The 12,917-nt window shown below is 54.2% G+C and carries 12 protein-coding genes; 7 read left to right on the top strand and 5 right to left on the bottom strand.

From position 1 onward, the window contains the following. The first annotated feature begins 94 nt into the window (after nt 1-94). Nucleotides 95-331: a DUF7455 domain-containing protein gene (locus AURMO_RS03680; protein WP_110233210.1), complete on the top strand. Its 237-nt coding sequence runs from the start codon at nt 95-97 to the stop codon at nt 329-331. Between the two features lie 68 nt (nt 332-399). On the opposite strand, the gene AURMO_RS03675 is transcribed toward AURMO_RS03680, so the two are convergent. The 3 genes from AURMO_RS03675 to AURMO_RS03660 all read right to left on the bottom strand — a co-directional run bounded on the left by AURMO_RS03675 (nt 400) and on the right by AURMO_RS03660 (nt 4,694). Further along, nucleotides 400-1,815: an IS30 family transposase gene (locus AURMO_RS03675; RefSeq protein ID WP_420807778.1), complete on the bottom strand. Its 1,416-nt coding sequence runs from the start codon at nt 1,813-1,815 to the stop codon at nt 400-402. Between the two features lie 87 nt (nt 1,816-1,902). Then, nucleotides 1,903-3,579 carry an RNA polymerase sigma factor gene (locus AURMO_RS03670; RefSeq protein ID WP_420807781.1) on the bottom strand — a complete coding sequence of 559 codons (1,677 nt, stop codon included), beginning with the start codon at nt 3,577-3,579 and terminating at the stop codon, nt 1,903-1,905. Nucleotides 3,580-3,767: 188 nt separating this feature from the next. Beyond that, nucleotides 3,768-4,694, bottom strand: coding sequence for a proteasome assembly chaperone family protein (locus tag AURMO_RS03660; RefSeq protein ID WP_110233209.1), 927 nt, complete (start codon nt 4,692-4,694; stop codon nt 3,768-3,770). A gap of 82 nt (nt 4,695-4,776) precedes the next feature. Here AURMO_RS03660 and AURMO_RS03655 point away from each other — a divergent pair, with 82 nt between their 5' ends. The 3 genes from AURMO_RS03655 (at nt 4,777) to AURMO_RS03645 (ending at nt 9,135) form a co-directional block, all read left to right on the top strand. After that, nucleotides 4,777-6,252 (top strand): leucyl aminopeptidase, encoded by a 1,476-nt coding sequence (locus AURMO_RS03655; protein ID WP_110233208.1) that lies wholly within the window; start codon nt 4,777-4,779, stop codon nt 6,250-6,252. Nucleotides 6,253-6,338: 86 nt separating this feature from the next. Continuing rightward, nucleotides 6,339-7,712: a dihydrolipoyl dehydrogenase gene (gene lpdA / locus AURMO_RS03650; protein ID WP_110233207.1), complete on the top strand. Its 1,374-nt coding sequence runs from the start codon at nt 6,339-6,341 to the stop codon at nt 7,710-7,712. 58 nt (nt 7,713-7,770) lie between these two features. Beyond that, nucleotides 7,771-9,135: a 2-oxo acid dehydrogenase subunit E2 gene (locus AURMO_RS03645; RefSeq protein ID WP_110233206.1), complete on the top strand. Its 1,365-nt coding sequence runs from the start codon at nt 7,771-7,773 to the stop codon at nt 9,133-9,135. Between the two features lie 3 nt (nt 9,136-9,138). Here AURMO_RS03645 and AURMO_RS03640 read toward each other — a convergent pair whose 3' ends face one another. Further along, on the bottom strand, nt 9,139-9,876 hold the full coding sequence (locus AURMO_RS03640; RefSeq protein ID WP_162532659.1) for a hypothetical protein: 738 nt from the start codon (nt 9,874-9,876) through the stop codon (nt 9,139-9,141). A gap of 115 nt (nt 9,877-9,991) precedes the next feature. Between AURMO_RS03640 and lipB the strand changes: the two genes are divergently transcribed. From lipB to AURMO_RS03625, 3 genes are all read left to right on the top strand, one after another. Further along, nucleotides 9,992-10,633 carry a lipoyl(octanoyl) transferase LipB gene (lipB, locus tag AURMO_RS03635; protein WP_110233204.1) on the top strand — a complete coding sequence of 214 codons (642 nt, stop codon included), beginning with the start codon at nt 9,992-9,994 and terminating at the stop codon, nt 10,631-10,633. After that, on the top strand, nt 10,623-11,603 hold the full coding sequence (lipA, locus tag AURMO_RS03630) for a lipoyl synthase (RefSeq protein WP_420807779.1): 981 nt from the start codon (nt 10,623-10,625) through the stop codon (nt 11,601-11,603). The genes lipB and lipA overlap by 11 nt, the downstream gene beginning before the upstream one ends. A gap of 68 nt (nt 11,604-11,671) precedes the next feature. Then, nucleotides 11,672-12,367 (top strand): DUF4191 domain-containing protein, encoded by a 696-nt coding sequence (locus AURMO_RS03625; protein ID WP_110233202.1) that lies wholly within the window; start codon nt 11,672-11,674, stop codon nt 12,365-12,367. A 45-nt stretch (nt 12,368-12,412) separates the two neighbouring features. On the opposite strand, the gene AURMO_RS03620 is transcribed toward AURMO_RS03625, so the two are convergent. Beyond that, nucleotides 12,413-12,862: an RDD family protein gene (locus AURMO_RS03620; RefSeq protein ID WP_110233201.1), complete on the bottom strand. Its 450-nt coding sequence runs from the start codon at nt 12,860-12,862 to the stop codon at nt 12,413-12,415. Nucleotides 12,863-12,917: the final 55 nt, after the last annotated feature.

Here is a 12,917-nt window from a genome sequence, read left to right as displayed (position 1 = left end):
TACGCGGTCAGCGAAATGCCCTGCATTCCGACCACAAAACACAGCTCTTCATGGTTATATGTGCTTAGGACTTCATTACGAAGAGGAGCGAGAGATGACAACAGCAATGACTGAAACCGCATCAACCGACGTAGCCTCCGAGCTCACCAGCCTCGACCGCTGCGACAGCTGCGGTGCACAGGCATATGTTCGAGCAACCATGCCTGCAGGCGGTGTTCTCCTCTTCTGCGCACACCACGCTTCCAAGCACCGTGAAAAGCTCACCGGTCTGGGTGCTCAGTGGCACGACGAGACCGCAAAGCTGCACGCAGCGAACGATCGCTCAATCTAAGAACTCAACTTAACGAAGAAGCCCCGGTGCAGGGCGAATTCAATTGATCGTTGCAACACTGACGTGATTTAGTTCGACACTAGTAGGTCTCTTAAACACTCGGCTGGATTTTTCCAGCCGAGTGTTTTTCTTGGCCGCCCGTTGAGTTGCAGGGCGACTCGTTCAAGGTCTTCAGGCCCAAACACTGACAAGTCTGTTCCCTTGGGAAAATACTGTCTGAGGAGTCCGTTGGTGTTCTCGTTGGAACCGCGTTGCCAAGGGCTTGCTGGATCACAGAAATAGACAGGCATGTCTGTGGCGATACTAAATTCTTTATGCCTTGCCATCTCAATTCCTTGATCCCACGTCAGTGACCCTCGCAAATGCTCTGGCAGGGTCTGCATGGTTTTGATTAGTGCGTCACGAACTGTTTCTGCAGTGTGATCACCGGAGAGATGGGCAAGCATCACATATCGTGTGCTGCGCTCAACCAACGTCGCAATCGCTGACCTGTTTTGCGTTCCAACTATGAGATCACCTTCCCAATGCCCTGGAACGGCCCTGTCTTCAACTTCGGCAGGACGTTCAGAAATCATCACCATCGGATCAGCAAAACGAGGCCGGCGTTCAAGCCCCGTGTTGTGGGGTTTGCGCCTGGTGCGTCCCGTGCGAAGAGCTGATTGGATCTCTTTCTTCAAACCACCACGAGCCTGCAAATACAAGGTTTGATAGATCGTCTCCGGTGACACTCGCATCTCCTGACTGTCGGGAAACTCTTCCACCAACTTGTGAGAAATCTGCTCCGGAGACCACTGATTATCTAATCCCTCTTGAACAAACGCCTTTAACATCGGCTGTGTCAAAAGCTTACGAGTTTTCGGTCTTTGTCTGCGTGTGACAGAAACCCGATGGGCTGTGTAGGGCTCATAAACATCCTCGACCCTATTGCGTCGCAGTTCCCTGCTGATGCTTGAAGCAGCCCTGCCCAACACCTGAGCCATGGAGCGAATACTCATGCCCTGGACGTGGAAACTGCGAATCTTCTCCCGCTCAACAAGTGAGAGAAACCTCGGATCAAGCACCTTCTCCAACACAGAAATACGAACACCATCAACAAGTCGTTCCTGAACATTCACACTCTTGTTGTAGTGGACAACATGGCCATCAGGATAGATGCGTGAATGAATTTTCTTCACTATCCCTCTGTCCCAATCTTGGGCAGTGCGAATATGAACACCTGCCTGCTTCGCCGCATCTACTCGATGAACGCCCGAATCTCGCAGACGGAAATAGTGCTCACGGACAAGATTGTGGCGCTGCCGACGAGGCGCACCAACATCAACCCCTGCAGCAACAAGCCACTGATAACACGTGAGCATAGGAAAACCCAGCTCTCTGGCAGCGGCATTGGCATTGCCTAAACGCTCGAAAGCCTCAAAAAGAGCAGCCTTCTCAGCCAGGGAATAACGCCTCCGAGTGCGTTTGGGCGGCGGGGTAAAAGACATGGTCGTTGCAACCTCCAAAAAGATGGAGTGTTGCAACGACCATTAGAACCCAAGCAGAGCACCGGGGCTTCTTTCACATTTCTCGATTTATTCGAGGTAGTCACGCAGAGACTGAGAACGCGAAGGGTGACGAAGCTTCGCCATGGTCTTCGACTCAATCTGACGAATACGCTCACGAGTCACACCGAAGGTGTCACCAATCTGGTCGAGGGTCTTGGGGATGCCATCGCCCAGACCAAAGCGCATGCGGATAACTCCGGCTTCACGCTCAGAGAGTGAATCCAGGAGAGACTCCAGCTGCTTCTGCAACATAGTGAATCCCACTGCATCAGCTGGAACAACTGCTTCGGTGTCCTCGATGAGGTCACCGAATTCACTGTCACCATCTTCACCAAGAGGCGTGTGAAGCGAGATGGGCTCGCGGCCATACTTCTGAACTTCAACAACCTTCTCAGGAGTCATGTCGAGTTCGCGTGAGAGCTCTTCAGGAGTTGGTTCGCGACCGAGATCCTGGAGCATCTGACGCTGTACACGTGCCAGCTTGTTGATGACTTCAACCATGTGAACAGGAATACGAATGGTTCGTGCCTGGTCAGCCATAGCGCGAGTAATTGCTTGACGAATCCACCAGGTTGCATAGGTGGAGAACTTGAAGCCCTTGGTGTAGTCGAACTTCTCAACTGCACGAATCAGACCGAGGTTACCTTCCTGGATAAGGTCCAGGAACTGCATGCCACGCCCGGTGTAACGCTTCGCAAGAGAAACAACCAGACGCAGGTTGGCACCGAGCAGGTGGCTCTTGGCGCGCTGGCCATCGCGGGCGACCCAACGAAGTTCACGCTCGAGCTGCTTCGGAATGTTCTTCTTGGTTGCCAGCTTGTCTTCAGCAAAGAGACCAGCTTCAATACGCAGGGCAAGTTCAACTTCTTCAACAGCGTTGAGCAGAGGAACTTTACCGATCTGCTTGAGGTAATCCTTAACGGGGTCAGCTGTAGCACCGGTGATTGCGGTGGAGTAGACAGGGATGTCATCGTCATCGTCTGCCATGGACAAAACAATGGCGCCAGTGGGAAGAGGTTCTTCAGTTACTGCAGGACGTGCAGGCTTGTCTTCATCTTCTTCGAGTGCTTCGTCGTCAACAACGTCAATGACAACTGCTTCGATAGCGACATCTGCGACGAGATCTTCTTCGTCTACTTCTTCGTCATCTGCCTCAGGATCGACTGCCTTTGCGCGGCCACGACCACGCTTGGGAGCGATTTCTGCGGGTGCTGCTTCTTCGGTCAAGAGAGCATTTGCCATCTTTTCCAGTTCAGCTTTAGTGGGCTTCTTTGCCTTAGCTGCTGGCTTCTCTGCTTCAACAGCCTTAGCAGGAGCCTTAGTGGCTGCTTTGGCAGGAGCCTTTGCTGCTGACTTTGGCTCGGCCTTAGGGGCAGCAGCCTTAGTTGCAGGAGCTTTGGTGGCAGGAGCCTTAGCCGCTGCAGTCTTTGCGGCAGGTGCTTTCGCAGCAGTCTTAGTTGGTGCCTTTACGGCGGGCTTTGCAGCAGCTTTAGCTGGTGCCTTCGCAGCGGGCTTCTCAGCCGCCTTTGCAGGTGCCTTTACTGCAGGCTTAGCAGCAGTTTTGGCGGCGGGCTTGTCAGTTTTCGCTGCTGCTTTTGCAGGAGCCTTAGCTGCGGGCGCTTTTGCGGCGGGCTTTTCAGCAGGCTTAGCAGCAGCTTTTGCAGGGGTTTTTGGAGCAGGAGTCTTGGCGGCAGGAGCCTTCACAGAGGGAGCACTTTCCGGAGCTGGCTCGACAGCAGAGGACTTGGACTTTCCACCAAAGAGCGACGCAAAACGTCCTTTAGCCTTGGGGGCTGTGTTCTCTGTAGCCATGAGCAGATTTCTCCTGTTCGGGGGCATAACTAGGACCCTTGTCAAGTCCCGTGAAGGGATAAGACTGGGTCCGGTTTCTATTATCGCATGTCGCCAGACTCTTCCGTACCACGGCGGTACGCAAGAAACTCTTCGAGTTCTGCAGCTATTTCATCAGCGGTAGGAAGTTCACCCTCAACGTCGGTCAGAGGGGAACGGAGTGCGTTGTCCTTCATGTATGAGTCGTAACGCTGTTCGAGGGTGTGAACGAGTTTGTTCAATTCTTCGTTGGTCTCGACTTGCTCATCAATCTTGCCAACGAACTCACGTCCCTCTTCACGCAGACGATCGGTGGGGAAGATCAAACCTGTTGCAGAGCTGATGCTTTCTAGCGCAACAAGGGAGGCCTGAGGGAACTCAGTATCGGCGAGGTAGTGAGGAACGAGGAGGACGAAGCCAGCTACTTCATGCTCAATTTCTTGCAGTCGATATTCCACCAGGTGCATGGCGTTGGCTGGAACCTGGGTGTGAGGACGCCAGACCGAGAACTGTTCAATCAGATCTGCACGATTACCACTCACGGTGGTGCCAATTGGTCGGGTGTGGGGAACGGGCATAGGAATGGAGTGGACCCAGGTCGTCGTAGCAACATCGAAGCGCTCAACGAAGTTGAGAACTTCCTTACTGAATGTTTCCCATTTGAAATCAGGTTCATATCCAGTGAGCAAGATGAAGGGACGAGAGATTTCATCACGAACCAGGTGGAAGGCCAGCATGGGTGGCTCAAATCCGGTCAAATGGTCCTGATCGAAGTAAATAATGGGGCGGCGAGCACGGTAGTCGAGAAGAGAATCAGCATCAAAGATGGCGATGATCTGTGAATCCATCGTGTCCACGATGTAGTCGGTGAAACCCGTGACTGCAGAACCAGAATCTGCAAAGCCTGTGAGTCCAGCAACAAGTGGAAGCCCACGTGGGACTTCGGCGGCATCCATGACGAAATGGAGCAGGCTCTCGCGTTCGGACATAGCTTCAGTCTACGTTCGGTTTTCTCACCTCTCGTACGCGTGGCAGAAGCTTGTGCACAGCACGAGAACCTAATGTGAAGTCGTGAGTATTCCTAAGCTGTCTTTGGTCCCCCGCCCCTCTGCGAAAGCCCTCATTGTTGTCGGTGCTGTTTCTGGAAAGAAGGGTGTGCGCATCGAGTCTTCTCGGGACACATCTAAGCTGGCCAAGCTGGCAGAAGCGCTTGAGATAACCGGCGCACTGGATTCGTTCACAACCGTGGTTGACCCGGCACACCCCACCACGATTATTGCCGTGGTTGGTTTAGGTTCAGAGCCCCTCACCCCCAACAGCTACCGCTACGCCGGCGCCGTCGCTGCCCGCAAACTGGCGGGTACAGAAACTATTGCTTTTGATCTAGCCCTTACCGATTCTGCCTCTGTTGAAGCTCTTGCTGAAGGTGCTGCACTTGGCACATATACCTACAACGAGTACAAATCGACTCCAGAGAAAAAGAATCCCGTCTCCGCGGTGGAAATAGTTGCAGATAATAAAATCTCTGCAGAACTCTCCAAATCAACGATTTCTGCTCAGGCACTTTCACTCGTCAAAAACTTGGTCAACACTCCACCCAATGACCTCTACCCCGCTTCTTTTGTTGAGCACACTCTGACAACCATCAAGGGTCTGCCGATTAAGTCCACGGTGTGGGATGAGAAAGCACTCGTCAAAGACGGCTTTGGCGGCATTGTCGGTGTAGGTAAGGGTTCATCTCGCCCACCACGTCTGGTCAAGCTTGTTTATGCGCCCAAGAAAGCCAAGAAGCACATAGCCATTGTGGGCAAGGGAATCACCTTCGACACTGGCGGGCTCTCGCTCAAGAGCGGTGCCGGCATGATCGGCATGAAATATGACATGACAGGTGCCGCCTCAACCTTGGCCATCATCACTGCCGCAGCTGAGCTCAAACTCAACGTCAACATCACAGCATGGTTGTGCTTGGCAGAGAACATGCCTTCGAGCACTGCGACACGTCCCAACGACGTATTGACCATCCATGGCGGAAAAACCGTCGAGGTTCTGAACACTGATGCAGAAGGCCGCCTCGTTCTCGCTGACGGCCTCGTTGCTGCCAGTAAGGAACACCCTGATCTGATCATCGACATCGCCACTCTCACCGGTGCCGCAACCACAGCATTGGGTACTCGTTACACGGGCGTGATGGGAGACACTGAATCTATTTCCCACCTTGTGGAACTCGGAAAGTCTGCGGGAGAAAGCTTCTGGCACATGCCATTGCCTGAAGAACTTCGCGCCTATCTGAACTCTGATGTTGCAGATATTGCCAACGTCAAGCCAGGTAACACCGCTGCAGGAATGCTCGTGGGAGCTACATTCCTCAAAGATTTCGTAGGAAAGTCCTCTGACAAGCCAGACGCACCACTTATTCCGTGGATGCACCTTGACATTGCTAACACCGCAAACAATGCCGGTGGGGCATATGGCTATACAAGTGCTGGACCAACAGGCGTTGCTGTACGCACCCTGATTAACCTCGCAGAGTCCTACGCCACGGCGTAGTAGTCTCGTAGAGGTTAACTTCACCGTAAGTAACGCAGATTTTTGCGTCTGCCTGGCGCAAACCCACTCTCAAAAGGAGCAGAAACGTGGCTGAACTCAACTTTGACCTCGTCGTACTCGGCGGCGGAAGTGGCGGCTACTCAGCTGCTATCCGCGCCAGCGAACTGGGCATGAACGTTGCCCTCATCGAAAAGAACAAGCTTGGTGGCACCTGTCTTCACGTGGGATGTATTCCCACCAAGGCAATGCTCCACGCAGCTGAGGTAGCTGACAACGCACGTGAAGCTCACGAATGTGGCATCAACGCCACCTTCAACGGTGTGGACATGGACCGCGTAAACGCATTCCGCGAAGACATCATTGCTAAGAAGTTCAAGGGTCTCGGCGGCCTGATCAAGGCACGCGGGATCACCGTTATTGAGGGTGAAGGTCGCCTCGTCTCCCCTAACACCGTTGCTGTTGGTGCAGACAACATTGTGGGAAAGAACATTGTTCTGGCAACTGGTTCTTACTCTCGCTCTCTTCCCGGTCTCGAAATCGGTGGCCGCGTTATCACCAGCGAGCACGCTCTGCAGATGAACTACGTCCCCAACAAGGTCGCCATTCTTGGTGGCGGTGTTATCGGTGTCGAGTTCGCATCTGTCTGGAAGAGCTTTGGTGCAGAAGTTGTCATCATCGAAGGCCTCCCTCACCTCGTTCCCAACGAAGAAGAGAGCATCTCTAAAGCTCTCGAGCGTGCGTACCGCAAGCGCGGAATCGACTACAAGCTGGGTGTTCGCTTCCAAGGCGTAACTCAGAGTGACTCTGGCGTTGTCATCACCCTCGAAAGCGGCGAGACCATCGAAGCCGACCTCATGCTGGTTGCTGTAGGCCGTGGCCCCGCAACCGCAGGTTGTGGCTTCGAAGAGGTCGGCATCACCATGGACCGCGGTTTCGTAATCACTAACGAGCGCCTGGCTACCAACATCCCCGGCGTCTACGCCGTGGGTGACATTGTTCCTGGCCTCCAGCTTGCTCACCGTGGTTACCAGCAGGGCTTCTTCGTTGCCGAAGAAATCGCTGGCCTGAACCCTGTTGTCATCAGCGACACCAACATTCCGAAGGTCACCTACTGCGAGCCAGAAATTGCATCTGTCGGTCTCACCGAAGCTAAGGCTGCAGAGCAATACGGCGCAGACAAGATTGCCGCATACGACTACAACCTTGCCGGTAACGGTAAGAGCGAAATCCTCGGAACCGCAGGTTCGGTCAAGGTCGTTCGCGTCGTTGACGGCCCAGTAGTTGGAGTTCACATGATTGGTGCTCGCGTTGGCGAACTCATCGGTGAAGCTCAGCTTGTTGTCAACTGGGAAGCACACCCAGAAGACATCGCACCTTTGGTCCACGCTCACCCAACTCAGAACGAGTCACTGGGTGAAGCATTCCTGTACCTCGCTGGCAAGCCTCTACACACGCTGTAGAGACCGGCCAAGCATTAGTAAGCTAAACAACGCAGCAGCTAACAAGGAGATTTAGTCCATGAGCGAGTCAGTCAGCCTCCCCGCACTGGGTGAAAGCGTCACCGAAGGCACCGTTACCCGGTGGCTCAAGAACGTCGGTGACCGCGTAGAGGTAGATGAGCCTTTACTCGAAGTATCAACCGACAAGGTTGACACCGAGATCCCTTCGCCTATCTCTGGCGTTGTGGAAGCAATTCTGGTCCAGGAAGACGAGACCGTTGCCGTGGGCACCGTCCTCGCTCACATCGGTGATGGTTCCGGTGCTGGCGCAGCTCCTGCGGCACCAGCCGCTGAGGCTCCCGCAGCACCAGCTGCTCCAGAGCCCGTTGCAGTGCCTGAGCCCGTTGCAGCTCCTGAGCCAGTAGCAGCACCAGTCGTTGCACCTCCCGTTGTTGCAGCTCCCGTTGTAGCACCTCCAGTAGTGGCTCCCCCCGTTGTTGCTCCTCAGCCTGTAGCAGCACCTGCTGCTCCCGCTGCACCAGCACACTCCGGAGGCGCAGGTTACGTCACACCCATCGTGCGCAAGTTTGCAAACGAAAACGGCGTTGACCTCAACGCAGTCGTCGGAACCGGAATCGGTGGACGTATCCGCAAGGAAGATGTCCTCTCGGCACGCGGTGGTTCTTCTGCAGCTCCTGCAAAGACTCGCACCCCGCTGACCGTGTCTCCTCTCCGCGGAACTACCGTTCCCATGACTCGTCTGCGCAAGGTTGTTGCAGAGCGTGCCGTGATCTCCATGCAGAGCACTGCACAGCTGACCAGCGTTGTTGAAGTTGACGTCACTCGCATTGCTGAACTGCGTAAGCGCGTTCAGGGACAGTTCGTTGCTGCAACCGGTGGCAAGCTCAGCTTCATGCCTTTCTTTGCTCTTGCAGCAACGGAAGCGCTCAAGGCTTTCCCCATCATCAACGCAACTGTTGACGGTGACAACATTGTTTACCCAGGCCACGAAAACGTGTCCATCGCGGTTGACACCGAGCGCGGCCTCCTCACCCCTGTGGTGAAAAACGCTGGAGAGCTGAACATCGCTCAGTACTCCATCGCCATCGCTGATGTTGCAGCTCGCACCCGCGACAACAAGCTGCAGCCAGACGAGCTCGCTGGTGGAACCTTCACCCTGACCAACACAGGTTCTCGTGGAGCTCTCTTCGACACTCCTGTGGTCTTCCTCCCCCAGCTTGCAATCCTCGGAACCGGTGTAGTCACCAAGCGTCCCGTTGTGATTGAGGCTGAAGGTCAGGAAGTAATCGCTGTTCGCTCGATGGTCTACTTGGCTTTGTCCTACGACCACCGCATCATCGATGGTGCCGACGCAGCTCGCTTCCTCGGCGCTATCAAGGAACGCCTCGAAGAGGGTGCTTTCGAAGCTGACCTCGGCATCTAAGTTCTAACGAGGATCAAACACCTCACGAATTCGCCACGCAGTTCCTTTCTTTTGCAGGAGCAGCGTGGCGAATGTCGTTAAGCCATCGTTGAGTTGGGCTTGGACGTCAACCAAAACAATCTCTCCACTTGTGCTCACAACTGTGGCCTGCAGAGAGTCTCTAGAAGCATTCTCAGGGATTACCACCCCTGGAACCTTTCCTGACACTACGAAATCAATCGCTGCCTCCGTCGGCTTTGTTGGCTGATCAACCAGTACGGGGGTTTCACTCGAGCCCGGTGTGGCCAACTGTTCGAGTGAACCGCCATTCTTGGACGTTTGGGATGTGAGACTCAATCCGAGAAATACCAACAACGCGCTAACAAATCCCGAAACAATCATGAGTCTTTTTCTCTGAGAAATTCTTTCTGTGAGCGCGAGAACCAGGCTTCTGCGCTCCCCCAGCTCGTGCTCGCTGTCGAGTTCTGGAGGCTGAACTTCAGGGTCATACTCTAGGACTGGCTCGAGCACTGTCACGAGAGGCGGAATGGAAGTAACAAGGTCCTCCTTCTTAGAGATCCAGACCAGATCGCCATCAGCATTGCGGCCTACGTCACAGTATTTTTCAGGACGGGAGCAAACCGTAAGAACATGCTCAACTGGGACACCATCGATATGAGCAGTGCCATGCATCATTGAACGACCACTACTGCTTGGCTCTATTTGATATCCAACGAGGTATTGATGTTGAACAGTTCCCATGTGCCGAGAATGTCATTCGGATCAACAAACAACGGATGTATTGACGCTGTCGTGGACAAGCTTCTGGGAAAAGATCTGTGGAGAACTGGTGTCTTACGGAAGGTAGACTTGAAGAATGTTGGATGTCGTCATTCTCGGTCTCGGAGATGACGCAGTTCCCTACCGTGAAGCATGGGAAAAACAGCGTGAAATCCACAAACAAGTGGTCTCTGGCGAACGTCCCAACACTCTTCTCCTTTTGGAACACCAATCGGTTTACACGGCGGGCAAGCGCACCGAAGACTCTGAGCGTCCTGTAGACGGAACTGAAGTCATTGACGTTGACCGCGGTGGAAAGATCACGTGGCACGGCCCTGGTCAACTCGTGGGATACCCCATTACCAAGCTGCAGGAACCCATGGACGTAGTTGCATATGTCCGCACCATTGAAGGACTCCTCATCGACGCTGCCGCGGAGTTTGGCGTTACTGGTGAACGCGTTGAAGGCCGCTCAGGTGTCTGGGTCAATCGTGGTCTGAACTATGACAAGGTTGCAGCCATTGGCATTCGCATCAGCGAAGGCGTCTCGATGCACGGCTTTGCCATCAACTGCAACAATTCTCTTCAGGCCTACGAGAACATCGTGGCCTGCGGCATCCGTGATGCTGGTGCAACAACTTTGTCTCAGATTTCGGGAACAAACATCACCCCTGGTGACGTTGTTCCTGTTGTTACACGTCTTTTCACTCACTACTTTGAGGATGCTCATGTCAGCTGATGGCCGCAAGCTTCTGCGCTTGGAAGTTCGTAACAGCGAAACTCCTATTGAGAAGAAGCCTGAATGGATTCGCACCAAAGCCAAGATGGGTCCTGAATATCAGGCGCTCCAGAAACTGGTGAAGAGCGAAGACCTTCACACTGTCTGCCAGGAAGCCGGCTGCCCCAACATCTATGAATGCTGGGAAGACCGTGAAGCAACCTTCCTCATTGGTGGATCTCAGTGCACCCGCCGTTGTGACTTCTGCCAGATCGACACCGGAAAGCCCGACGCATTCGACCGCGACGAACCCCGTCGTGTAGGCGAATCCGTCGCTCAGATGAACCTGCGCTATGCCACTGTGACCGGTGTGGCCCGAGATGACCTCGAAGACGAAGGCGCGTGGCTCTACGCCGAGACCATTCGTCAGATTCACCAGCAGAATGCCAACACGGGTGTGGAGATCCTTGTTCCTGACTTCTCCGGCAACCCCGATCACCTCAAGCAGGTCTTCGATGCCGCACCTGAGGTATTTGCTCACAACGTAGAAACAGTGCCACGCATCTTCAAGCGTGTTCGCCCTGCGTTCACCTATGAGCGTTCACTCGATGTTCTGACCCAAGGTCGCAACGCAGGCATGATCACCAAGTCGAACTTGATCTTGGGCATGGGCGAAACCCGTGAGGAAGTCAGCCAGGCACTCCAGGACCTTTATGACGCTGGTACTGACATCATCACCATCACGCAGTACTTGCGCCCCAGTGCCCGTCACATGCCTGTTGACCGCTGGGTTCACCCAGAAGAGTTCGTTGAGCTCAAGGACGAGGCAGAAGCTATTGGTTACCTCGGCGTCCTCTCTGGACCCCTTGTGCGCTCTTCCTACCGCGCTGGCCGTCTTTATGCACAGTCCATGCGCGCTAAGGGCCGTGAAATCCCTGAAAGCCTCAGCCACTTAGCTGATGCCGAACTGGGTTTCTCCCAAGCCGTTTAGTTTTTCTTTGAGGTGATCTCCCCCGTGGTGGTCATCCAAACCTCTCCACGATAGGTATTGTTTTCTCCATGGCACGAACGAAAAAACCCAAGGGATCTTCACGTCTAGCTCAGATGTGGCAGGTCTTCCAGATGACCCGTCGTTACGACAAGAGTGTTGTTGGATTACTCCTGCTGGCATTCTTACTCCCCACCGGAGCCGGCGTAGCTGCAGGTCTCATTCTTAGTGGCGGTAACGTCTTCACTCTCGTCATCTGGATCATTGTCGGCGTCATGCTCGGTTTGCTGATCGGCTTGATTGTTTTGGGTCGACGAGCGGAACGTGCTGCATATTCCCAGCTGGAGGGTCAGCCCGGAGCCGTTGGTGCAGTCATCAAATCTGCTCTCAAGCGCAGCTGGATTGCTGAAGAAATGCCTGTAGCTATCAACGCGAAAACCAAGGATGCAATTTACCGTGCCGTCGGCCGCGGTGGTGTTGCCCTCATCGCTGAAGGACCTATTTCTCGCACACAGCGTCTCGTTGACGACGAGAAGCGTAAGACTGCAAAGATTCTCCCCAACGTACCCATCACTGTCTTGACCGTGGGGCCGGATGAAGAATCCGTCAAGCTCTACAAGCTCGGCTGGCAGCTAACCAAGATCAAGCCTGCATTGACCAAGAGCGAGGTTCGTGTCGTCTCTAACCGTCTGGCGTCGCTGGGAACCAACGTTCCTATCCCCAAGGGAATTGACCCTTACAAGGTTCGCCCTTCACGCGCACGCTAAAGTTGCCCAACAATCCGGTCCACTCCTCGAGTGGGCCGGATTTCTTTATCTGGACTTGAGTAGCAATGTCCCTGCGATCTTGTCGTGGAATCCTCGCTGATCTGAATCCCACACCAGTGCCGGCACGACAAGAGCAAGCAAAACGCTTCGCGCAATAGGTCGCCACCAGGTCAGGCTCCCGCCATGGACATTGACCACGAATAAGCCCAGCAAACGGTGTCCCATGCTTCCGCCAATTGCCCAAATGGAAAGAATTTGCAGGGCGACAAAAACGCCAAGTAGTTGCAATTGTCCTGCTGCAGTGGACGAAATGGTGAGGTAATCACGCCCAGATATCAACATCAACACCAGGGCAGAAATGACCCAGTCCACCGTAATGGCGGCAAAACGACGGCCTACTCGACCCACAGATTGTGGACCTGATTCAGGCAGTCCCAAACGTTCTCCGGGATAGCGACTCATGGGCAAATCGGGTCGTTTCGGTTCTGAAGCCATACCCCTGAGTTTACGCGCCTGAAAGCCTGTAACATGGTGGAAACAATTGCGATAC

The sequence above is a fragment of the Aurantimicrobium photophilum genome, from assembly GCF_003194085.1.
Classification (GTDB): Bacteria; Actinomycetota; Actinomycetes; order Actinomycetales; family Microbacteriaceae; genus Aurantimicrobium; species Aurantimicrobium photophilum.
Note: the sequence above shows the minus strand (reverse complement) of the source record. Positions and strands in the feature narration are given on the sequence as shown.

What these genes read in the sequence shown, in the direction of transcription:
- AURMO_RS03680 (WP_110233210.1), top strand. Translation starts at nt 95, where the DNA reads ATGACAACAGCAATGACTGAAACCGCATCAACCGACGTAGCCTCCGAG.
- AURMO_RS03675 (WP_420807778.1), bottom strand. Translation starts at nt 1,815, where the DNA reads ATGTCTTTTACCCCGCCGCCCAAACGCACTCGGAGGCGTTATTCCCTG.
- AURMO_RS03660 (WP_110233209.1), bottom strand. Translation starts at nt 4,694, where the DNA reads ATGTCCGAACGCGAGAGCCTGCTCCATTTCGTCATGGATGCCGCCGAA.
- AURMO_RS03645 (WP_110233206.1), top strand. Translation starts at nt 7,771, where the DNA reads ATGAGCGAGTCAGTCAGCCTCCCCGCACTGGGTGAAAGCGTCACCGAA.
- AURMO_RS03640 (WP_162532659.1), bottom strand. Translation starts at nt 9,876, where the DNA reads ATGGGAACTGTTCAACATCAATACCTCGTTGGATATCAAATAGAGCCA.
- lipB (WP_110233204.1), top strand. Translation starts at nt 9,992, where the DNA reads ATGTTGGATGTCGTCATTCTCGGTCTCGGAGATGACGCAGTTCCCTAC.
- lipA (WP_420807779.1), top strand. Translation starts at nt 10,623, where the DNA reads ATGTCAGCTGATGGCCGCAAGCTTCTGCGCTTGGAAGTTCGTAACAGC.
- AURMO_RS03625 (WP_110233202.1), top strand. Translation starts at nt 11,672, where the DNA reads ATGGCACGAACGAAAAAACCCAAGGGATCTTCACGTCTAGCTCAGATG.
- AURMO_RS03620 (WP_110233201.1), bottom strand. Translation starts at nt 12,862, where the DNA reads ATGGCTTCAGAACCGAAACGACCCGATTTGCCCATGAGTCGCTATCCC.